The organism is Maledivibacter halophilus, from assembly GCF_900167445.1.
Lineage (GTDB): Bacteria > Bacillota > Clostridia > Peptostreptococcales > Caminicellaceae > Maledivibacter > Maledivibacter halophilus.
The window spans coordinates 102,706-124,421 of sequence record NZ_FUZT01000007.1; the positions used below are offsets into that span (position 1 = coordinate 102,706).

The window sequence follows — 21,716 nt, forward strand, 5'->3', positions numbered from 1 at the left end:
TATTTATTCATAATCCTGTATAATGTCTCTAGTTGGAAAATGAAAGGGGAATAAAGATATGAATAAAAAATTAAATCAAATTATAGGTGTTATTCTTATACTTATGACAGTATTTTCACTAATCGGCTGTGGTAGCAGCAATACAGCTGATAATAATGAATCAAAGGAACAAACAGTCCTTGAAAAAATTCAAGAAAAGGGTGTTATTGTAGTAGGAACCAGTCCAGATTATCCACCCTTTGAAACAATCGATGAAAAAGGGAATATTGTTGGTTTTGATATTGACCTAGCAAATGAAATTGCCGCAAAGCTTGGAGTAGATCTTGAACTAAAACAAATGAGCTTTGAAACAATAGTTACAGCTGTTCAAAGCGGTCAAGTTGATGTTGGCATCTCTGGCTTCTCTGTTACAGAGGAACGTAAGGAAAATGTAGATATGTCTGAACCTTATTTAGTAGGCGGTCAAGTTGTTGTAACTACTACTGATTCAGGAATTGAAAGTGTAGAAGACCTTAATGGTGAAAAGGTTACAGCAGGAATGGGTAGTACATGTGAACAGGCTGCTAATAAAATAGAAGGGGCTGAAGTTGTATCCCTTGACGATTTTAATATGGGATTCATAATGGTAAAAAATGGAACAGCTAAAGCTGTAGTTGCAGATGTTAGTGTAGCAAAGGATTATGTAGCAAATGATAGTTCCTATACAATTATTGGTGAGCCTCTTTCCTATGAGGAAACCGCAGTTATCACTAAAAAAGGTAATGATGATTTAACAAAAGCCATTAATGAAGCAATTAATGAAATTAAAGAAAGTGGTAAAATTGATGAATTTAAAAAGGCTTGGGGCGTTGAATAAATACTTTTATAAATCATCAAAATAAATTAGGGGCCGTTAAAATTGCCCCTAATTTATTTTGATGTTAAGGAGGAATAATTTTGCAAGGAATTTTAAAAGTTTGGGAATATAAAGAATTTCTATTAAAAGGAACTATTATTACAATTGAAATGGCCTTTGGAGCTGCAATTATTGGATTTATTTTAGGTACTATTGCAGGTATGGCAAGACTTTCTAAAAATCCTATTATTAATGGGATTTCCAGTATATATGTAACGATAATCAGGGGAACACCAATGCTTTTACAAATTATTTTCATTTACGTTGCTGTCCCTCAACTTTTTAAAGGAATTACAGGAAACTCCATATCTCCAGATCCTGTTTTATCTGGAATCATAGGTATTGGAATAAATAGTGGAGCCTATATGGCCGAAATTGTACGGGCTGGTATTCAATCCATCGACAAGGGGCAAATGGAAGCTGCACGTTCTCTAGGGTTATCCAATGCTCAGGCAATGAGATATATTATATTACCTCAAGCCTTTTACAGGGTAGTACCGGCCTTTGGAAATGAATTAATTGTGCTTTTGAAGGATACTTCCTTAGTCTCTGCAATTGGAGCAAGGGAGCTTATGAACTCTGCTAGAATTTTAGGAGCTAAATTTTATCAATATGCACAGTTTCTCATTGGTGCTGGATTAATTTATTTATCATTAACCTTTATTATATCTAAGTTAGTAGCATTTGTTGAAAGGAGGTTCGGAATCAATGATTAAAGTTGAAGGACTTCATAAAAGCTTTAATAGCCTTAAGGTACTAAATGGCATAGATAATCATATTAAAAAGGGGGAAGTTGTTGTTATAATAGGTCCCAGCGGTTCTGGAAAAAGCACATTCTTAAGATGCTTAAATCTATTGGAAAACCCTACAAAGGGAAATATTTTTTTTGAAGGAATAAATATAAATAATGGAAAAAATGATATTAATGTCATTAGACAAAAAATGGGGATGGTATTTCAACAATTCAATCTTTTTCCCCATATGAATATTTTAGACAATATTACCCTAGCACCAATTAAAACAAAAAATATATCAAAGGAAGCCAGTAAAGAAATAGCTTTTAATTTATTAGAAAGAATAGGCTTAAAGGATAAGGCCTATAATTATCCTTCGCAGCTTTCAGGAGGTCAAAAACAAAGAATTGCCATAGCTAGGGCTTTAGCCATGAAACCAGATGTTATGCTTTTTGACGAACCTACCTCGGCCCTTGATCCAGAAATGGTGGGAGAAGTCCTTGATGTAATGAAAGAGCTGGCCCATGAAGGAATGACCATGGTTATCGTTACCCATGAAATGGGCTTCGCAAGGGAAGTGGCGGACAGAATTATTTTCATGGACAATGGAATTATTGCTGAAGAAGGTGTTTCCGATGAAATATTTAACAACCCCAAAAACAAAAGAACTAAGGAATTTTTAAGTAAAATATTGTAATTAAGATATGTTGGTCAGGTATCATGACTTATTGTGTTATGATACCTGACCCTTCAGCATAAAAAAACTCTTTTCTCATATACTAACTAAAGTTTACTTCCCAAATCATGAATGGCTTGAACAGATATATGAATACCTTTATTAAATTATTAAATAATTTTCCTTATCCTTAAGCGATTTTTTACAATATTTTTTATATTTAAAACCTTCCAGTTTTAAATATTGAGAATATTAACCATAGATACATCAATACAGCAGCTACTAATCCAATTTTTAGAATAGATAAATTAAATATATATGCTTCTGTTTCCACAGTGGCTGCCATACCAAAACCTATTATAAATCCTGCTATAATAATACTTAAAGAAAGAAGTGCAATACTAAAGGAGATTTTATTACTTATTTTATCAAAGCGTTTTAGAATTTCTTTGGTACTTTTAAATCGAAAGTTTAAAGTATAATCTTCATCTTCCATTTTTCTAAAAAAATTGAGTAAAAGCTCGGGAAATTCCTTTACTAAATTCCCATAATCAAATATTCCTTCCTTTATATAATCTTTAACTGTTTCTGGAGAAAATAGCCTAAACATAAGCTTCTTAGCAATGGGTTGGGCAATTTCCAATACATTTAGCTCAGGATCAAGCTTTTCAACAACCCCTTCCATTGTGGCTAAGGTTTTTACAAGCATTGTAAATTCATTTGGTATCTTAATATTATATTTAAATGATAAGTCAAAAATTTTATTGAAAATTTCTGTTAGCTTTATTTCCTTTAATGGAAGCTCTATGTATTCGTCTCTTAATTTATCTATTTCAAATTCCAGCTTTTTAGCATCGGAACGTCTTGTCATGGATCCTAAATCCATTACAGCATCTACTATGAGCTTACTATTTTTAAAAGCAATTCCCAACAATATTTTTAAAAACTGTCTTTTCCTCTCCTCTTTTAAAGTTCCAACCATACCAAAATCTAAAAAAGCAATTTTATTATCTGATAAAGCTTTAATATTTCCTGGATGAGGGTCTCCGTGATAAAGACCATCCCTTAATATCTGTTCAAATATTGATTTTGAAATTATTCTGGCAATAAGTTTAAGGTCAACCTTTTTATCCTTTAATTCTTCAAAATTACTTAAACTTATACCTTCTATATATTCTAAAGTTAATATGGATCTAGTAGTACACTCCCAATATACAGATGGTATAACAATTTTTCTATTTGATGCTAAATTTTCTTTAAACTTTTCTGTATATTCCCCTTCAATTCTAAAATCTAATTCTTTCCTCAATGTATTATGAAATTCTTTAACCATAGTACTAAATTCATATAATTTTCCATACTTTGTATGGGTATCAATAAACCAAGCTAAATCCTTGAGTATCTTCATATCCTCTTCAATCTTTATTTCTATCCTTGGTCTTTGTATCTTTACTACAACTTGTTTTCCACTTTTTAGTTTTGCCAAATGCACTTGACTTATAGAAGCTGCTGCTAAAGGTTTTTCATCAAACTCAATAAAAATTTCTTCCAGGTTTTCGCCTAATTCATATTCAATACATTCTTTAGCTTCTTCAAAGGAGAAAGGTAAAGCTGATTCATGGAGTTTCTCCAATTCTTTTATTATATCTTCACTTAGTAAATCTTGTCTTGTACTTATTATTTGACCAAGCTTTATAAAGCTTGGCCCTAGCTCTTCCAATGCTAATCTAAGTCTCTCACCAATTGATTTTTTTATATATTTATCTTCTTTCTTATTTGTCTTCTTTTTTATATCTAGATACTTTAAAATACCCAATTGATCTAAAACCGTTCCAAAGCCATGTTTTACAAATACCCTAGCGATTTCCTTATATCGTCTAATATGTTTATATCGATTAATTGACATCAATCTTAATCACAACCTAATAATAAATTATTTAGACTAAGAATATTCTTATAGAAGTTCTAAATATTGCTTTATACTATACCCTTTTTAGCAAAATTTAACCAATATTTCTCATCTTAAAATTTTCTTGATTATATTTAAATTTGAATTTGAATAAGGTGGAAATATCTGTTTCATATTTATTTTTGTTGATTTATTAAGCACGCCCTTCATATGAGAAAATGTTTTGAAGCTCATTTTCCCACGATAGGAACCCATACCTGAGTTTCCAACTCCTCCAAAGGGTAAATGATGATTTGAAAAATGACTTAAGGTATCATTTATACAAGCTCCCCCCGAACTTGTATTTTCAATAACTTTTCTTTGTACTGATTTATTCTCAGCAAAAATATAGATTGCCAAAGGTTTAGGTCTTTCATTTATCATTGTAATAACTTTGTCTATATCAGTAAAGGTCATTACTGGAAGAACCGGTCCAAATATTTCCTCTTTCATTGATTCATCCTTCCAAGTAACTTTATCAATAACTGTAGGTTCAATATAATTTTCCTCTATATTATATTTCCCTCCAAATAGGATTTTATCTTTATCATTTTCTATTATTGCTATAATTCTTTTAGTATGTCTTTCATTTACAATTCTTCCAAAGGATTTCGATAAAAAGACATCGTTTCCATAAAATTCTTTTATTGTTTTTTTCAGCTCCTCTAAAAATTCATCATGTATAGATTCATGAATTAATACATAATCCGGAGCAATGCAAGTTTGCCCTGCATTGAAAAATTTGCCCCAAGCAATTCTCTTCGATGCAATTTTAATATTTACATCTTTATCTACAATACAAGGACTTTTACCACCTAGTTCTAAGGTTACTGGTATTAAATTCTTACTGGCAGCCTTCATAATAATTTTTCCAATAGATGGACTTCCAGTAAAAAAAATATAATCAAAGGGCATGTGAATTAAAGGAGTAATTATCTCCGCTCCTCCCTCAACTACTCCAATATATTCCCTTTTAAAATTTGCTTCTATTATTTTCTTTATTAGACTGGATACATTAGGTGTTTGCTCTGATGGTTTAAGAAGAACGCAGTTTCCAGCAGCAATGGCTCCTATCATAGGCTCAATTAAAAGACTAAAAGGATAATTAAAAGGACCAATAATCAATACAAGACCATAAGGCTGTGGTTTTATATAGCTTCTTGCCCCAAACTGATGAATTGGGGTTTTTACTTTTTTAGGAGTCATCCACCTTTTAAGATGTTTCATCATGTATGAAATACTATTTAATAGAAATCCAATTTCAACTTCATAGGTTTCCAATTCATGTCTCCCTAGATCAATTCTTATAGCTTCAATTATTTCATATTCATATTTAATTATTAATTCCTTTAATTTTTTTAATTGTTCTATTCTAAATTCAGCACTTCTTGTTTCACCGCTGTAATAATATTTCTTCATATTATTTAAAATCTCAAATCCTTTATCTTTATCTACCTTTTCCATAGATAACCCCACTTTCTAATGAATTGAGATAATTACATAATTTAAATTTGGAACAATTGAATAATATATATAGTGATCTTTTAGAAATTTTAAACCTAGATATAATAGATAATTTTCGCAAAAAGTAACTATACAATTTATTTCTAAAATTAAAGACCCTTATATTAATTATATCCCTTTTTTCTTTTCTAAATAATAGATTTATATAAAAAATCAAAATGGTAGGCAAATAAAAATCGGGTCAAACTAAACTATACACTTTAAAATTTAAAATAAAATTTAGAGTTTAGTTTGACCCAATAATACATCATATCATTTACATGAATTTATCTACTGCTAATTTTTCATAAAACCTATAGCTTAAATTACATACCTTGATACTATTTCCAAACTGATTACCGAATATATTGATTTTATAATTAGAAAGGCCCTTTAGTTTTTGAAAATAAGTCTCAGAAACTTCAAAGGATTGTACAGCACTCATCTTTATTATTGATTGATTTCTATTAAATCCATTACAACACATATACACTAAATTTTCACTCATTCCCATAGCAGTATTTTTATATTCTAAAAACCCAACCACAAGTACAAATGGTATTAATAAAATACTTAAATAACCATAAGAAAATTTATAAACTAAAAAACAGATAATAATAAATGCAAAAATCAATTTCTTTATCATAAATCTAAAAATTGAATTTTTTGGTGGTTTATTAATTGTCCCCTTAAAGCTAAATTCTGGCATCAAATCCTCTATAATATTTTTTTGTAATTTTTCTGTACAAATTGGATATAAAATTGCCTTTTCTCCTTCTTCATCTCCATAACCTATACTTTCAACTTCAATTGTTCTTAAATTTAACTTCTGCATAATAAAATTCTGCTTTATATGAATTCCTTTAATCTTTTTTCTTTGAAATGAATAATTTTTCTTATTACACATGCCATATTTTATATTCAATTTATCATTTTCAATATATACTCTAAATCCATCATATTTAATATAATTTCTGATTATTGCTATAAAAATGCTAAAAATAACAAATAAAATAAAAATCAAAACCATTTTGAAAACAGCGTTGTCAGATGGTATTATTCTATCTATTAAATTAATATTTAAAAATTCATTTATATAATCATCAATAAAATTAATAATAACAAAAATAATACCCATTCCACTTAAAATAACATTTGAAGTTAAAGTATATATTAATAAATCTTTACTACTTAGTGTATATTCATTAGTAGTATCCTCATCAATATTATCGGTATTCTTTTCCAATAATAAATTCCTTATCTCCGATGCTCTGCTGCTTTCCAATAGAAGAACTATCTCACTTTTTTCCTCAATAACACTCCCAGTATCTATTTTTATTTGATATACATCCAACAGTTTTTGTATCATACTTTGAGATATATCTACAGTATTTATTTTATTAAAAGGTATTTCTCTTTTTTTTACATTAATAGTCCCTTTTTTATAAGAAATAGAATTTTCTTCAAAATAAAATATAGTGTTATGCCAGTCTATAAAATACATAATTGAAACTACTAAGATAATAATACTTCCAAATAAGAGGGACTTATAGATACCAAATTCTGTATATAGGGGTTTTAATATAATTATTATGAACAAAAAATTTTTTATAATAAATTTAGCTATTGAAGAAATTAGCTTTATTATATGGTTTCTTTCAACTTTATTCAATTGTATCACTCTTTTCTATTCTATCCTTCAGTTTTTCTGATATTTCTTCTGCTTCTGCTAAAGTTAAAGCAGGCAATTCATGGGAAGCTCCAGCTGTATTTATATTTAAAGAAGCCAGTCCAAATCTTCGATAAATAAATCCCTGCTCTATATCCAAATGCTGTATTCTTGAAATTGGAATAATAATTTTTCTTCTAATAATCATTCCATAAATCATTTCAATTTTATCTTCTGTTATTTTATATCTCCACTCCCTATATTCAATTATAGGAAACAAAAAAGTATTTAACATTAAATATACTCCAATTACAATAGTAAATAAATCAAGTCCATATTTCAAAAAACTAATATGTCTAAACTTCGGTATTAATAGTTTGTATACCACTCCCCAATAGATAGGTGCAAATATTATAATAAATATAATTCTATCTATATACCATGATTTTACTGCATTTTTATTTATTTTGTCATACTTCATGATTGTCCTCCTAAAGATTAGAAAAATATAAACAAGTTTCATTATACAACTTCTATTATATCTTGTAAATATTTTAAAAAATCTGTGAGACTAACCTGTGAGACTAAAAAGATATTAGGTTTAGGTATAAAGTCATGGACGCCTCATAGAAGCGTCCACATTTTCAAAATCATATATCTTATTATGGTAACGATTATAATTCCAATAGCTGCCCACTACTTAATCAACATATATCCCTGCTTAAATTAACTCGTTGTTCTAGTTCCTATATCAGGAGTTTTAATATTTCCTAAATTGTATTTTGTAATAAATTATTTGATTTACTAGCACAACAGGTTAACTTAAGCTAATCCCTTCCTTATCTTATTTTTGAATATCATAAATAGAAAAAATGTCAAAGCAAGTATCCATATTGAATAAATCCATAACTGATTCCATGTAATAGATTCCAATAATAATCCCTTAAACCCTATAAAGGACCAATAGGTTGGTGCCCAATACAAGAGAAAATGCTTACTCTGAGGTAATAATATACCTCCAACAATAGGAATTCCAACAATAAAAAATAGTATCTTCATATTGGCAATACCAGCTATTTGATTTGGACTTATAACACCTATTAAAAATCCAATAACAACCCCTATCATAGAGCTAACTATAGTCATTACTAGCACCATTGATAAATTTATATATAGCATATTCAAAATCCAAAGTATTGCAAATACATTAATTATAGGTATAACTATACCTATAATACTTTTTCCTATTATAAATTCAAGTCGTCCTACAGGTGATACGTTCATAGCCTTAATGGTCATAGATTCCTTTTCTTCTATAATATTAAGGCCAATAAGAAGCCCACCAAGGGTAACGGCAATTATTATTAAAGTTATACTTCCTATCCACGTTATTGGTGACATTTTAATACCTATGTCATTAACGTGATAATTTACATCTAGCTTTTCATCCATAACTATATCCCGAATTATCTTCCGTGGTATTTCCTTTGTATCATGGGATTCATTTCCTTCAAGAATCATTTGAATTTCGCCACTATCACCTTTAATTATTCCTGCTATATCGTCTATCTTATCAACTCTATTTTTTATTTCATCTATAGATGAATATAATTCTACTGATCCATATTTTTCAAATTCTTCTATAACTTTTGTTCCCAGCTCATCATCTAATGCAAATTGTAATGAAGCTGATGTGGCACTGGGGATGAAAAACCTTAGACCCACAGCCAATAATATAGGTGCAATAATCATATACATGATAAGAAAATCTCTTGTGCTGCTGGTAATATCTCTTCTAAAAATTGAAATTATTCTTCTCATTTAAGCCCCTCCCTTTCCCTAACCTCTTGTCAAGTTTCTTTTATAAGCAAATATAGCAACTATATAGTTTATGATTGAAAGTACTGCAAAGGTTCCTATAGTCGAATATATAAGACTTATATTTCCTGATGGAAACACCGCTTCTCTTATAGCAAACTGTAATAAATAAGTAGGTAATATTCTTATATAGATTGGTGCAAAGCTTGGTACAAAATACGAGGCAAAGGGTATTAGCAAGACAATACTAGTAAATATTATCCATATCATAGATTCCGAAATATTATTAAAGAAACTGGAAATTATAAGCCCTAGACCTGATGCAAAAACACTCCCTACAATTACAATAAGTATTAGATTAAAATAATCAGCTTCAAACCCAACTACTAAAAAGGTACTAATTATTGTAGAAATTAGCCCTAAAATTATCATTAAAATTATTTTTGAAGCAAGATATTCAGATATCCTACCTGGAGAAACTTTATACGCCTTTATTGTTCCCTCATCCTTCTCCATAAATATAAACGCAGCAATTATTGTTAAACCTAACATAGTAGGCTCCATAGTTAAAAATATTGGAAGCACATTCTTATTAAAGGGGACTTTTTCCTGATCTATTTCTTTATTTAGAAATATAGTATTTATTTTTAAATCTTCACGTACCATATTATCTATATCGTCTTTTAAAGATAATATCAAAGAATTAATTACCTCTCTATTTTCATACCCCTGCATAATAAGCTCTACTGTTGGCTTTCCTCTATATTCTTTTATTATTATTCCTATACTATTAAAATTCTTTTCCATATTTTCAACTATATCATCCTGTGAATTCATCTTATATACATTATTATGCTTACTGGCTGTTTTCATCATTACTTTTTCAAAAATTTCCTTATTTTCTCCTTCATATTCTATATTATAATAAACACTAGGTTTTATATCTAAATCCTTTGGAATTGCAAAATTGACTATCAATGCAAAAATCACTGCCACTACCATGACTACTAAAAAAAAATAATTTCTATACCCTGAAACTATATCTTTTTTTACTAATGCAAATAATCTTTTAGTCATTTATTTAAGCCCCCTCCCGGTAACATTAATAAATATTTCCTCAAGAGTTGCTTCCTGGGAATGCATGGTTTCAATTTTACCAGTATTTATAAGTCCGTTTAATTTTTCTTTATCAGTATCCTTTATCATAGAAAAGCTTTCTTTCTTTAATTTTCTCTCTTCTTTGTACTCTACTTTAATAAGTTTTTTCCCATATTTTAATTTCAAATTTCTTGGAGAATCTATAAGCTCAATCTCACCTTCATTAATAAAAGCAACTCTATCACAAAGCTCTTCAGCTATATACATATTATGGGTAGTTAAAAAAATAGTTGTTCCCTCATCATTTTTCTTTTTTATGATTTTTTTTATATCACTTGTAGTATTTGGGTCAAGACCTGCCGTAGGTTCATCTAAAAACCATATTTTAGGATTGTTTATCATTGATCTTGCAAAAACAAGTCTTTGGAGCATCCCCTTAGAATACCCTCCAGCTTTTTTATGGGCAGCTTCTTCAAGCCCCACCATTCTTAAAAGCTCCATAGAATCCTGTGTTTTTACTGAAAACATTTTTTTATAAAAGTTTAGATTTTCCAGGCCACTTAATTTTTTATAAACATTAGGAGCTTCAAAGGATACACCTATTATATTAAACAATTCATCCTTTGGAGTTTTAATATCGTGACCATTGATATTCACTTGACCTTTTTGTAGTTCTAATAAACCTATAAGAATCTTTTGTGTAGTTGATTTACCAGCACCACTGGGTCCTAAAAAACCAAATATTTCTCCCCTTTTTACTTCAAAGCTAATATCTTTTACTGCATAGTTTTCATCTTTTGTATAAGAATGATAAAGTTTTTTTACCTTAATCATTATACATCTTCCCTTCTATTTTTTATTCCATTTTTCAAAATATATAACATCTTATCTATCAACGGCATAATTTCAGTATTATCTTTAACTTTCATCTCCTTTACAAAGTATTCCCCTATTTCAATGCTCAAACTTGTTATTATGGTTGCTGTCAAATTAATATCGATATTTGGATTAATATCTCCTTTTTCTATTCCTTTTTTAATTAATTGAATAAATATTTCATTGCTTTTAGGTATATTTTCACCTAATATCTCTTCTTTTAATTTAGTATCTGTATCTTTAACAAAATAATCTCCTATTTTTTGAAACCTTGGATTTTCTACTGCAAATTTAGCTCCTTGAACATAGAGCATTCTTACTAAATCAAAAAAATCATATTTATCAAAATCTTTGATTACTGGATATAAATATTCTATTTTTCTTCTCCCAATTCTTTCAATGACATACTTGAATAAATCCTTTTTATCTTCAAAATACTGATAAAAACTTCCCTTTGCTATTCCCGTATTATTAACAATTCTGGTAATGCTGGCCTTGTGATAATAGTACTTTGCAAATTCATCTATTGCAGTATTTAATATTTTTTCTCTTTTTTCCTCAGATAAATTAAAAAAAGTTTGTTTTGGCAATTTATTTCCTCCTATATATTAAAACGCAAATAATGTGACTATGAAGTCATATGACTTCATAGTCACATTATATGTTCAATTTTAATCTTTGTCAATAGTAATATACTTTAAAAGTATTTATCATTTCATAAAATGTACATTTATTTTTGAAAAACATAAAAGATTACTTTTTACTTTTGTTATGTGTTCCCCCATCTTACCATTGTTGCTGCAAAGCTATACCCAAGTCCTCCTGTTAAAAGTAATATATTACTTCCATTTTTTATTTTTTGGTTGTCAATTCCTAACTTTATTAATAGCACGGGGTCCACATGACCTAAATGACCATATTCATCTAAATAAATAGATTGAGTTTCATTAACACCTAATTCTTTTAATATATATTTATAAGATGATTTTTTCACATGAACCATAGCAACATAATCGAGATCCTCCATTTTTATATTACTATTTTTCAATGCCGCTCTAGCTACTTTTAAAAAACCAGGAATAGATTTATCTCTTAAGTCCTTTTTAAATCTTTCCATATCTGGAATTCTTAGTTTCCACATATTATTATCACAAAAATTTGTACATGGATTTCTAGGATCAATAGTACCATTATGACTAGCAATAACATCATCAGCAAAAGTTGATTCAGTAATAATACTAGTCTCTAAGACATTATTATACTTGTAGTTTCTCTTTAATATAATTGCACAAGCTCCAGGTGCTAAAGGTAATAAAAAAGAAGAATTTTTATCACTCTCATCAACTAAATAGGATATGGTATTTCCTCCAGCTATCAAAATAGTATTAATATCTTTATTTGTTGTCATAATATCCTTAGCCAGTTTTAGAGCCAAAGGAGTCGATGCACATCTATAGGATATATCAAAGCTCCATGCATTAACAGCCCCGATTTCCTTTTGAATCTTTGGCCCTGCTGTCCAGCAAATATACTCTTTATACTCTTCACCATTAAAAATAACTAAGTCAATTTCCTCTGGATTAACTCTTGTATTATTAAGACATTCTCTTACAGCCTTTATTGTCATAGTTAAACAATGATCTTCTTTAGAACCAAGAACTTTTTGCTTCACACCTAATTTGTTCATAATAATATTTTCTGGAATCCCTGATTTTTCTTCTAAATCCTTTGCTGTTATTCGTTCTTTAGGAATATATAAACCAAATCCAACTATCCCACAAATAGTTTCTGATTTATTCATTCTAATTCCCCCTATATTCTAGAAGAGAGGTTGCCCATGAAAAACCATATCCTGCACTAAACAACAGTACTTTATCATTCACGTCAAATTTATTATCTTCAACCATTTTGTCTAGATTAAATAATATATCCACAGGACCCATATGACCATGTTCATATGATATATACGTAGATGTTTTAGACTCTTCTATATTTAAAATCGATATTATTTTATCCAATACATGCTTTCCCACATTGTATAAAACAACTTTGTCCACATCATCAATTGAACAATTGAGTCTATTAAATAATTCCAACATAACCTTTTTGTTATTTTTAACTAAAATATTATAAAGTTCTTCCCTTTTCTCATCATAACTTAAATATTCCCTAGCTGTTTTTTTACAATCCAGCACATATTGTCCAGCTTGAACATTTCTTTCAGTTGCTGGTTCAACAAGTCCACCTACTGGAATTTTCCATAAACGATTAAAACTGCCATCTGTTATACTATAACTTCCTAGAATATCAAATTTTATATTTTTTCTACTTATTAGTGCAGCACTTGCTCCGTCACTATAATAATTAGCTGAAGCAGATTTCCACTTATTAAAAACGGGCTTGCTAAACTTATCTCCACAAACAACCAAAATATTTGTTATATCCTTATCTGTCTTTAATCTACTATATGCATAATCAATTCCTGCCATAGAGCCACAACATCCTTGTTCCATTCTAAATGCATAACAATTTTCTGCTCCAATATCATATTGAATTCTTGCTGCATCAGCCCATCTGATATAGTCACTATTTGTAGCTGAATACACTAAAACATCTATATCACCTGGTGAAATATTCGCTTTTTGTATAGTTTTATTCGCTGCCTTTACTGCCATATCTGTAGGTTCTTCATCTCTAGCTTCAAAAACTCTGTTAGTAGCAATTGATTTTACTTCTTTATCCGTAAGTCCTTCTTTTTTTATTATATCTTTTGTCAAGATGAAATGCTTTGGCACATATCGTCCTGTGGCTCTAATACCAACCTTATCCATATGTTATCATCCTTCCTTAAAACTCAATAGCAGCACTTGCAGTGCTAAAACCAGTACCAGCACTAAATAGAATTACTAACTCACCACAATTAATCTGTCCTTTTTGCAACATCTTGTCTAAATTAAAAAATATATCTACTGGTCCCATATGTGCATATTTTTTAGTAATATTCCATGATGTTTGATTTATTTCTATTTCCATAGCTTGACAAATATTCTCTATAATATATTTACCAACATTGTATACTATCATTTTGTCTATTTGATTCTTTTTTTTATTAACTTTTCTCAAAAGCTTATTTAAGGTTTGTAAATTAGTATTAACCATCCTTTTGGCTACTGCTTTCCTCTTTTCATCGTCCTTTAGATATTCCATAGCCAATTTGTTCATATCTATCCTAAATAAATTTTCCCCTATATGCTTACTTTCTAATGGTTCCTTTGTTCCACCCACAGGAATCTTCCATAGATAGTTCAATTCTCCGTCAGTCATGTTTCTAATTCCAACTATTCTATTATCCCTTACACCTCTTTTTACAATTGCAGCACTTGCACCATCACCAAAAAAACAAGCATCAGCATTTGTCCACCTATTTATAATTGGTTCTATAAAAACATCCGCTGAAACAATCAGCACATTATTAATATGAGGGTTTGCTTTAATCTTGGCACATGCATATTCTAAAGAAATTATTTGTGCATTACATCCTTGATCAATTCTCAAGGCTGTAGCATTTTTGGCTCCTAACTCATATTGTATTTTCGCAAACTCTGGCCAAACAAAATACTCTGGAAATGCACCATATGAATATAGTACTAAGTCTATTTCCTCTGGATCTATATCTGCTTTTATTATAGCTTGTTTAGCTGCTTTCACAGCCATATCTGTAGGATATTCATCCTCTGCAGCATGTAGTTGTTCAATACCTATTCTTTTACAATATTCATCTGTAAAACCATATTCCTTTTTTATATCTTCAACCCGTATAATTTTTTCTGGTGAATATGAAGCAGTACTTGCTATACCTATGCCCTGATAAATCCCCATGTTCTTTCTCCCCTTTTTATATGAAGTCCTCCTTAGCATTCCACTGTACTAACATTCCTGCCCAAGCCAAACCAGCTCCAAAGGATACAAAAGCTACATTATCTCCTGGTTTAATTTTATCTAATTCAACCGCTTCAGTAAGTGTAATAAATGGAGATGCTCCTCCAGTATTTCCATACTTTTCGATAGTGGTATGGGTCTTTTCCATGCTTAATCCTAATTTCTCAAGAGATGTCCTTATGATATTGATATTTGCTTGATGTGCAATAACCATGTCTATATCTTTATTTTCTAATCCTACTTCCTGTACTACTTTAGCTATACTATCTGGAAATACAGTTGTTGCAAAGTTCCAAACTGCACCATTATCCATATTTAAATATCTTGCAGATTTATCATCTACATTCTCCTCTGTTATTGGCATAGCCACACCACCAGCAGGTATTATGCAAGTGTCATATTTTGAACCATCTACTTCAAGCAAATACGACTGTAATCCTTTACCCTTTTTAACCCTACTCAATACCATTGCTCCTGCCCCATCCCCAAAGAAACAACAGGTTGCTCTATCCTTCCAGTTAAGTATATTTCTACTTAAAACGTCCCCTCCTATAACTAGTACGTTTTTACATCCGCCTGTTGCCACAAAATTTGCTCCAATTGCCATTGCATATACACTTCCCGGGCATCCACCTACCACAGTATCAAAAGCAGCAGCATTCTTAGCTTTAAGCTTATCTTGTACTAAAAAAGAAGTAGCTGGGTCAATATGGTCTGGATCAACTCTTGTTAAAATTATAAGATCTATATCTTCTGGACTTAATCCAGCATTTTCTATAGCTTTTTTTCCAGCTTCTGTTGCTAAATCCGACAAACACTCGCTATTTGCTGCTCGTCTCCTCTCTTTTACCCCTATTCGTGTTCTTATCCATTCATCAGATGTATCCACCTCTTTTGCTAAATCATGATTTGTTATAACTTGTTCTGGAACATAATACCCCACACCTCTAATTCCTACGCCATATTCCTTAGATTTTGCTAAATTAGTAATCATAATTCTCCTCCATTCTCTAATATTGCTAATATTAAGCTATACCATGAACTTCACATGCTTTCCTATAATAAAGCATTGTAGGCATATTACCTGCCAATAGTATTTGATTTATATCTCCTTTCTCAAATTCCAAAAGGGATGATGTTAAAGCTTTCATAGGATTAAGCTTTCCTACATTCATATCATGAAAAGTTTGACTTGAAACACTTATTATTACATCTACACATTCTTTTATTCCTTCATCAGCCTTTATGCTCCCATTTTCAATAACTACAGTATGATTAAAATTTATATCATCCATTTTATATCCAACTTTTAATTCCATATCATAAGGTAAAAATTTTTGTTTTTGCTGTTCAATATTAAGTTCAGTTATCATTGTTCTTATAACCTTCCACATTTCTTTAGCATTTTTGTATGTTTTTCCTTCACAAGTAATATTCTCCATAATTATTTCTCTCCTCTCCAAAATATTATTCCTAAACTATATTAATAAAGAAAATCATTCTTGTCACACCAACGAAATATCATTCCTCCCCACTGAAAACCTGCACCGTTACCAAAATTATAGACTATGTCCCCAGGTTCTAATTTTCCAAGTTTCAGTGCTTCCTTTAGAACAATAAAGGATGTACCACCTCCACTGTGTCCGTATAAGTCTGTAACAATATGTGTCTTGCTCAAATCTTCTTTTATTGATTGTAACTGTGCTATTATCTGAGATAGAGCTGCTGGATGCGGAGAAATAAAATCAATATCCTCTTGTTTAAGATTAGCTTTTGCTAAACATTCATTTAGGCAGGTTTTAAACCATTTAATTACATTAGGTAAAATTATTCCTGCTATCTCATCCCTTGTAATGAAATAGTTTTTGCCTTCCCCTAATTCTTCCCTAGGGACTCTAGATCCATTATTAAATAATCCTGACCCATAATAATACTTCCCATCTGAGTCAAAATGCTCAGATATAAAACCTTTTTTTCCATCTTTCAATTTACCTAAAACTACTGCACTAGCTCCATCTCCAATTGCTCCCACAAACAAATTTTCATTGGGATTTAACATCCTTGTTGTTACATCTCCACAAATAACAAGTGCCTTATTATACGTACCATCTATAATAAATCTAATTGCTGTTGCTAAGGCGTAATTAGGTGCTGCACAAGCCTGATTTAAATTTAGTACAAAAGCATTTTCTAATCCTACTTCATGCTGTATAAGACATCCTATAGCTGGACTAAAAAAATCTCCTGATCCAGTTGCTACAATCAATAAATTAACATCTTTAGGATCTACTTTAGCATCTTCTAATGCCTCCTTTGCAGCTGAAACGCCAAAGGTCGAAAATGCTTCTTTATCATTGGCCCACCTTCGTTCTTCTAGTCCTGTAAAAAACTTTACTTTTTCCTTATCTAATCCTGTCATTTTCTCAATATCCTCATTTGTAACTCTTCTCTCTGGAACTGAATAGCCTACTCCTTGAATACCTACAGAAGAATAATTCATTTTTTCAACCCCTTATGTATATTCATAAAATCCTCTACCAGTTTTTCTTCCTAAGTGACCAGCATTTACCATCATTTTCAACTCAGGTGCCGGTCTATATTTAGGATCATTTAAATTTTCATACAAGCTTAGCATACTATAATATATGACATCAATCCCGGTTAAATCTGCTAATCTTAATGGACCTATATTTAAATTCATTCCCTCTTCCATAATCTTATCTATAGTTTCTGGACTATCTGTAATTCCACTATTTAATAAAACTACAGCTTCATTTATCAAAGGAACAAGCATTCTATTAAATATAAAACCTGGACCATCTTTGACTACATATGGGCTCTTACCAATTTTATTTATAACTGCTTTTACTTGTGCTATGACCTTTTCACTGGTTCTGCGACCTTTTACAATTTCTACTAATTTCATCTTTGAAACTGGAGATACAAAATGCATCCCTATAACTCTTTCTTGATTTTTCATCATAGATGCAAGTTCAGTTATAGAAAAGGTTGATGTATTACTTGCAATAATTGAATCTTCTAATGTGTTTTCTTCGATTACTTTAAATAAATTCTTTTTTATCTCTTTATCTTCTTTTATCGTTTCAATTATCAAAGGATTGTTTATAAGCTTTTTATAATCATTGATTATTTTATAAAAATTTGTATTTTTTAGAATCTTTTTTTCTTCTTTTTCACTAAGTCTTTCTCTTTTTCTTTCATATTCAATATATCCTAGAAACCTTTTTACAAAGTCATCTGATCTCCCATATAAATCTACTTTGAAGTTATTTAAAGCAAATATATGTGCAAGACCCTTTCCCATTAAGCCAGTACCTATAATAGCAATTTTGTTAATGCTCATAACCTCCCACCTTTATCTATACTCATAAAAACCTTTACCGGATTTTCTTCCTAAATATCCAGCATCCACCATCATTTTCAATTCAGTAGCTGGCCTATATTTAGGGTCATTCAAATTCTCATATAGGCTTAACATGCTATAATAAATAGTATCTATTCCGGTTAAGTCTGCTAGTCTCAAAGGTCCTATTTTTAAATTCAATCCATATTTCATAATCTCATCTATGGTTTCAGCATTCTCTGCAAATCCTTGACTTAGCAAAATCACAGCTTCATTTATAAAAGGTACAAATAATCTACTCATAACAAAACCTGGACTATCATTAACTACTCTTGGGCTTTTATTGATTTCATTTACTACCTTTTCTATTTTTTCCACAACATTCTTTGAAGTCCTATAAGCTTTTATTATTTCCACTAGCTTCATTTGAGGAACTGGAGAAAAAAAATGCATTCCTATAACCCTATTCGGTTTAGTCGTTACAGATGCAAGTTCAGTTATGGAAAATGTTGATGTATTACTCGCAATAATTACTTCTTCCTTTGTATTTTCATCAATCAGTTTCAATAATTTCTTTTTTATTTCTTTATCTTCTTTAATCGTTTCTATTACCAATTCTCTTGTCATAAGCTCTTTGTGATCATTTTTTATACTAAGAAAATTTAAATTACTTAGAATATTCTGCGCTTGCTTTTTAGTAATTCTTTGTTTTTTCTCTTCATATTCAATATATTCCAAGATTTTTTTTCTAAAGCCATCTGAATGGCCATACAAATCTACTTCAAATCCATTTACGGCAAATGCATGAGCAATTCCTCTCCCCATTAATCCAGTACCTATAACACCAACCCTATTTATACCCATAAGTCACCTCTCAATCTATTCGACTTTTTCTTGTAATTCAATTAGGATTTTATTTGTATACTTAGGATTTAGAAATATATATTTTATAACTTCATTTCCTTTATTATATAGACGAATATTATCAATGAATTTATAATTATCATCTTTCATTCTTTCTACAATTTCTTTAATATTTTCAACCCTTATAGAAATATGATGTAATCCCTCGCCCTTCTTATCTAAAAACCTAGTTATTGGACTATGTTCATTAACAGGACAAAGGATTTCAATACTTCCTAGCTCCAATTCAATGATTTGTGATATAAAACCACTTCGATCAAATATTTTTTTTCCTACTTTCCCATTAAAATATTTCTTGAACATATCTCTTAATTGCTGTCCATCTTCCATAACAATACCTACATGATCTATCTTCACAATAATTCTCCTTTTAGAATTTTTTATTATAAAACAGACAAGCCAATCCCTCCATCTACTTTAATTACTTGACCCGTTATATACTTAGCATCTTTACTTGCTAAGAAAAGAGCCGTGTTTGCTATATGGTCAGGATTTCCAATTTTTCTTAAGGGAATTTTCTTAAGAACCCGTTGAAATATATGCTCTGGCAATTGATTCCATATATCTGTTTCAATAAAACCTGGAGCAATAGCATTTACTCTGATGCTATTGCCAGCAACTTCCTTTGCAAGAGCTTTTGTAAACCCAATAATTCCAGATTTTGATGCACTATAATTTGTTTGTCCTACATTACCATATATGCCTGATATAGATGTTATATTAACAATACTAGCTTCTTCACTCTTTATTAACTCTTCGAGAAAAACTCTGGTGCAATTAAATACACCTGTTAGATTTATATTTATTACATCATCCCATTGCTCTTGACTCATTTTTTCAAATAAGCTGTCTCGCAAAATCCCAGCATTATTTACTAAGATATTAATATGCTCAAAGTTTTTCCTTATCTTTAGCTTTGCTCTTTCAACTTCTATATAATTGGACACATCTAATTTGATTGGAAGTACTTTTCTTCCTATAGCCTTAACTTCCTTAGCTACTTTATTTGCTAGTTTTTCATTGCTTTTATAAAAGAATATAATGTCACACCCATTTTCTGCAAACTTTATGGATATTGCTCTCCCTATACCTTTACTTGCTCCCGTAATAAGAGCTATTTTATTATTAAGGTTCATATTATGCTCCCCGCTTACAAGCTTTTTTCTTTTCTTTTTTTACATCACTTCTTTCAATAGCATCACTAAAGCACGCCTCTTGACAACAAAAACAGCTTATACATAATTTTTTATCTACTACAGGAATTTTCTCCATTCTAATTGCATTTACTGGACATATTTCTTTACAAATACCACACTCAATACATTTTATCGGATCAAATTTAGGTACTGGTTTAAATAAATAATAAAATACTGGCATTAATTTCTGTGCAAATCTTCCTAAAAATTTAAGAGCAACTGCTGGTCTATCATAAGTAATAACTGGTAACTTATCACCAATTTCTTTTACCTCTTGAACCTTTGGTCCTAATCCTCTTTTTATCGCTTTTTCTATATATCCCACTTCTTTAACATCTATTCCAATTTGTCTTGCTGCCACTATATCCATAGCGACAGCATTATAACTTGTTAAAATCATATTCGTTTCAATGGGTTTCCCATTAGCTGGACCATTTCCCTCCATTCCTACTATTGCATCCATAATGCAAAGGTTAGGCTTTGTGGAATTAAGTACATCTACTAATACATGCTGGAAATTATCTTTAGTTTGAGTTCTTGCATGTATTTGCATCTTATTTTTCCCAACAATACTACCATACATATTTTTGATAGCTCCAGTATAAGTCTCGGCATGATGTATTTTTATTTTGGGCATGTTTATAATTACATCTGACTCTGTAATATATTTACTCAAAGGTAATCTCTTCATATATTTATTACTTTCTTCATATATCTCATCTATATAATAATTATCAAAGTCACAAATCTTACATCCATATTTTTTAGCTAAATCATTCATACCACATATTGAAAATATTTTAGGCGTTCCATGAACTCCTGAGTCACCAATCCATATTTCTTTGACACCAATTCCCTTTAAAATTCTGATCATAGCTTCAATCACTACTGGATGAGTAGTAGCTGCTTTTTCAGGAGGTAATGGAGAAACTAAATTGGGTTTTAACAAAACTTTACTATCTTCCTTTATTACATTCTCAATATTGCCAATTTGATTCAAAGATAATTTAATTGCATTTTCAACCTTATCTAAATTATAAGAAGTACATTTCACTTTAGATACAAGATTATTCATA

Annotated in this window: 22 protein-coding genes; 3 read left to right on the forward strand and 19 right to left on the reverse strand. The window is 30.1% G+C overall.

The annotated features are described in order from the left end of the window. Positions 1-58 precede the first annotated feature (58 nt). The 3 genes from B5X81_RS14320 to B5X81_RS14330 all read left to right on the forward strand — a co-directional run bounded on the left by B5X81_RS14320 (position 59) and on the right by B5X81_RS14330 (position 2,326). The gene (locus B5X81_RS14320; RefSeq protein WP_079492632.1) at positions 59-856 is read left to right on the forward strand and encodes a transporter substrate-binding domain-containing protein; all 798 of its coding nucleotides are present in this window, start codon (positions 59-61) and stop codon (positions 854-856) included. Positions 857-936: 80 nt separating this feature from the next. Beyond that, positions 937-1,611 carry an amino acid ABC transporter permease gene (locus tag B5X81_RS14325; protein WP_244282107.1) on the forward strand — a complete coding sequence of 225 codons (675 nt, stop codon included), beginning with the start codon at positions 937-939 and terminating at the stop codon, positions 1,609-1,611. Continuing rightward, complete coding sequence (locus tag B5X81_RS14330) at positions 1,604-2,326, forward strand: amino acid ABC transporter ATP-binding protein (RefSeq protein WP_079492634.1); 723 nt, start codon at positions 1,604-1,606, stop codon at positions 2,324-2,326. The genes B5X81_RS14325 and B5X81_RS14330 overlap by 8 nt, the downstream gene beginning before the upstream one ends. 199 nt (positions 2,327-2,525) lie before the next feature. Here B5X81_RS14330 and B5X81_RS14335 read toward each other — a convergent pair whose 3' ends face one another. The 19 genes from B5X81_RS14335 to B5X81_RS14425 form a co-directional block, all read right to left on the reverse strand. After that, positions 2,526-4,211, reverse strand: coding sequence for an ABC1 kinase family protein (locus tag B5X81_RS14335; protein ID WP_079492635.1), 1,686 nt, complete (start codon positions 4,209-4,211; stop codon positions 2,526-2,528). A 111-nt stretch (positions 4,212-4,322) separates the two neighbouring features. Next, positions 4,323-5,717 carry an aldehyde dehydrogenase gene (locus B5X81_RS14340; protein WP_079492637.1) on the reverse strand — a complete coding sequence of 465 codons (1,395 nt, stop codon included), beginning with the start codon at positions 5,715-5,717 and terminating at the stop codon, positions 4,323-4,325. Between the two features lie 316 nt (positions 5,718-6,033). Further along, a complete protein-coding gene (locus B5X81_RS14345) occupies positions 6,034-7,260 on the reverse strand; it encodes a PH domain-containing protein (RefSeq protein ID WP_139380345.1) in 1,227 nt (408 codons plus the stop codon). 160 nt (positions 7,261-7,420) lie between these two features. Next, the gene (locus B5X81_RS14350; protein WP_079492640.1) at positions 7,421-7,906 is read right to left on the reverse strand and encodes a PH domain-containing protein; all 486 of its coding nucleotides are present in this window, start codon (positions 7,904-7,906) and stop codon (positions 7,421-7,423) included. Between the two features lie 341 nt (positions 7,907-8,247). Beyond that, positions 8,248-9,246 carry an ABC transporter permease gene (locus tag B5X81_RS14355; RefSeq protein ID WP_079492641.1) on the reverse strand — a complete coding sequence of 333 codons (999 nt, stop codon included), beginning with the start codon at positions 9,244-9,246 and terminating at the stop codon, positions 8,248-8,250. Positions 9,247-9,264: 18 nt separating this feature from the next. After that, the gene (locus B5X81_RS14360; protein ID WP_079492643.1) at positions 9,265-10,320 is read right to left on the reverse strand and encodes an ABC transporter permease; all 1,056 of its coding nucleotides are present in this window, start codon (positions 10,318-10,320) and stop codon (positions 9,265-9,267) included. Further along, positions 10,321-11,175 carry an ABC transporter ATP-binding protein gene (locus B5X81_RS14365; RefSeq protein ID WP_079492644.1) on the reverse strand — a complete coding sequence of 285 codons (855 nt, stop codon included), beginning with the start codon at positions 11,173-11,175 and terminating at the stop codon, positions 10,321-10,323. Continuing rightward, the gene (locus B5X81_RS14370; protein ID WP_079492646.1) at positions 11,175-11,807 is read right to left on the reverse strand and encodes a TetR/AcrR family transcriptional regulator; all 633 of its coding nucleotides are present in this window, start codon (positions 11,805-11,807) and stop codon (positions 11,175-11,177) included. The genes B5X81_RS14365 and B5X81_RS14370 overlap by 1 nt, the downstream gene beginning before the upstream one ends. Before the next feature lie 179 nt (positions 11,808-11,986). Further along, positions 11,987-13,018, reverse strand: coding sequence for a 3-oxoacyl-ACP synthase (locus B5X81_RS14375; RefSeq protein WP_079492647.1), 1,032 nt, complete (start codon positions 13,016-13,018; stop codon positions 11,987-11,989). Position 13,019: 1 nt separating this feature from the next. After that, on the reverse strand, positions 13,020-14,048 hold the full coding sequence (locus tag B5X81_RS14380) for a 3-oxoacyl-ACP synthase III family protein (RefSeq protein ID WP_079492649.1): 1,029 nt from the start codon (positions 14,046-14,048) through the stop codon (positions 13,020-13,022). 16 nt (positions 14,049-14,064) lie between these two features. After that, the gene (locus tag B5X81_RS14385; RefSeq protein ID WP_170917432.1) at positions 14,065-15,096 is read right to left on the reverse strand and encodes a 3-oxoacyl-ACP synthase III family protein; all 1,032 of its coding nucleotides are present in this window, start codon (positions 15,094-15,096) and stop codon (positions 14,065-14,067) included. 16 nt (positions 15,097-15,112) lie between these two features. Further along, on the reverse strand, positions 15,113-16,150 hold the full coding sequence (locus B5X81_RS14390; RefSeq protein WP_079492652.1) for a 3-oxoacyl-ACP synthase III family protein: 1,038 nt from the start codon (positions 16,148-16,150) through the stop codon (positions 15,113-15,115). A gap of 31 nt (positions 16,151-16,181) precedes the next feature. Then, positions 16,182-16,598: an SCP2 sterol-binding domain-containing protein gene (locus tag B5X81_RS14395; protein WP_079492653.1), complete on the reverse strand. Its 417-nt coding sequence runs from the start codon at positions 16,596-16,598 to the stop codon at positions 16,182-16,184. A gap of 41 nt (positions 16,599-16,639) precedes the next feature. Next, positions 16,640-17,656, reverse strand: coding sequence for a 3-oxoacyl-ACP synthase III family protein (locus B5X81_RS14400; protein ID WP_079492655.1), 1,017 nt, complete (start codon positions 17,654-17,656; stop codon positions 16,640-16,642). 12 nt (positions 17,657-17,668) lie between these two features. After that, positions 17,669-18,520: a 3-hydroxyacyl-CoA dehydrogenase family protein gene (locus B5X81_RS14405; protein ID WP_079492656.1), complete on the reverse strand. Its 852-nt coding sequence runs from the start codon at positions 18,518-18,520 to the stop codon at positions 17,669-17,671. A 12-nt stretch (positions 18,521-18,532) separates the two neighbouring features. Next, the gene (locus B5X81_RS14410) at positions 18,533-19,384 is read right to left on the reverse strand and encodes a 3-hydroxyacyl-CoA dehydrogenase family protein (protein WP_079492658.1); all 852 of its coding nucleotides are present in this window, start codon (positions 19,382-19,384) and stop codon (positions 18,533-18,535) included. A 15-nt stretch (positions 19,385-19,399) separates the two neighbouring features. After that, a complete protein-coding gene (locus B5X81_RS14415; RefSeq protein ID WP_079492659.1) occupies positions 19,400-19,801 on the reverse strand; it encodes a VOC family protein in 402 nt (133 codons plus the stop codon). Between the two features lie 26 nt (positions 19,802-19,827). Continuing rightward, positions 19,828-20,580: a 3-oxoacyl-[acyl-carrier-protein] reductase gene (gene fabG / locus B5X81_RS14420; protein WP_079492661.1), complete on the reverse strand. Its 753-nt coding sequence runs from the start codon at positions 20,578-20,580 to the stop codon at positions 19,828-19,830. A gap of 1 nt (position 20,581) precedes the next feature. After that, positions 20,582-21,715 (reverse strand): DUF362 domain-containing protein, encoded by a 1,134-nt coding sequence (locus tag B5X81_RS14425; protein WP_079492662.1) that lies wholly within the window; start codon positions 21,713-21,715, stop codon positions 20,582-20,584. Between the last annotated feature and the right edge of the window lies 1 nt (position 21,716).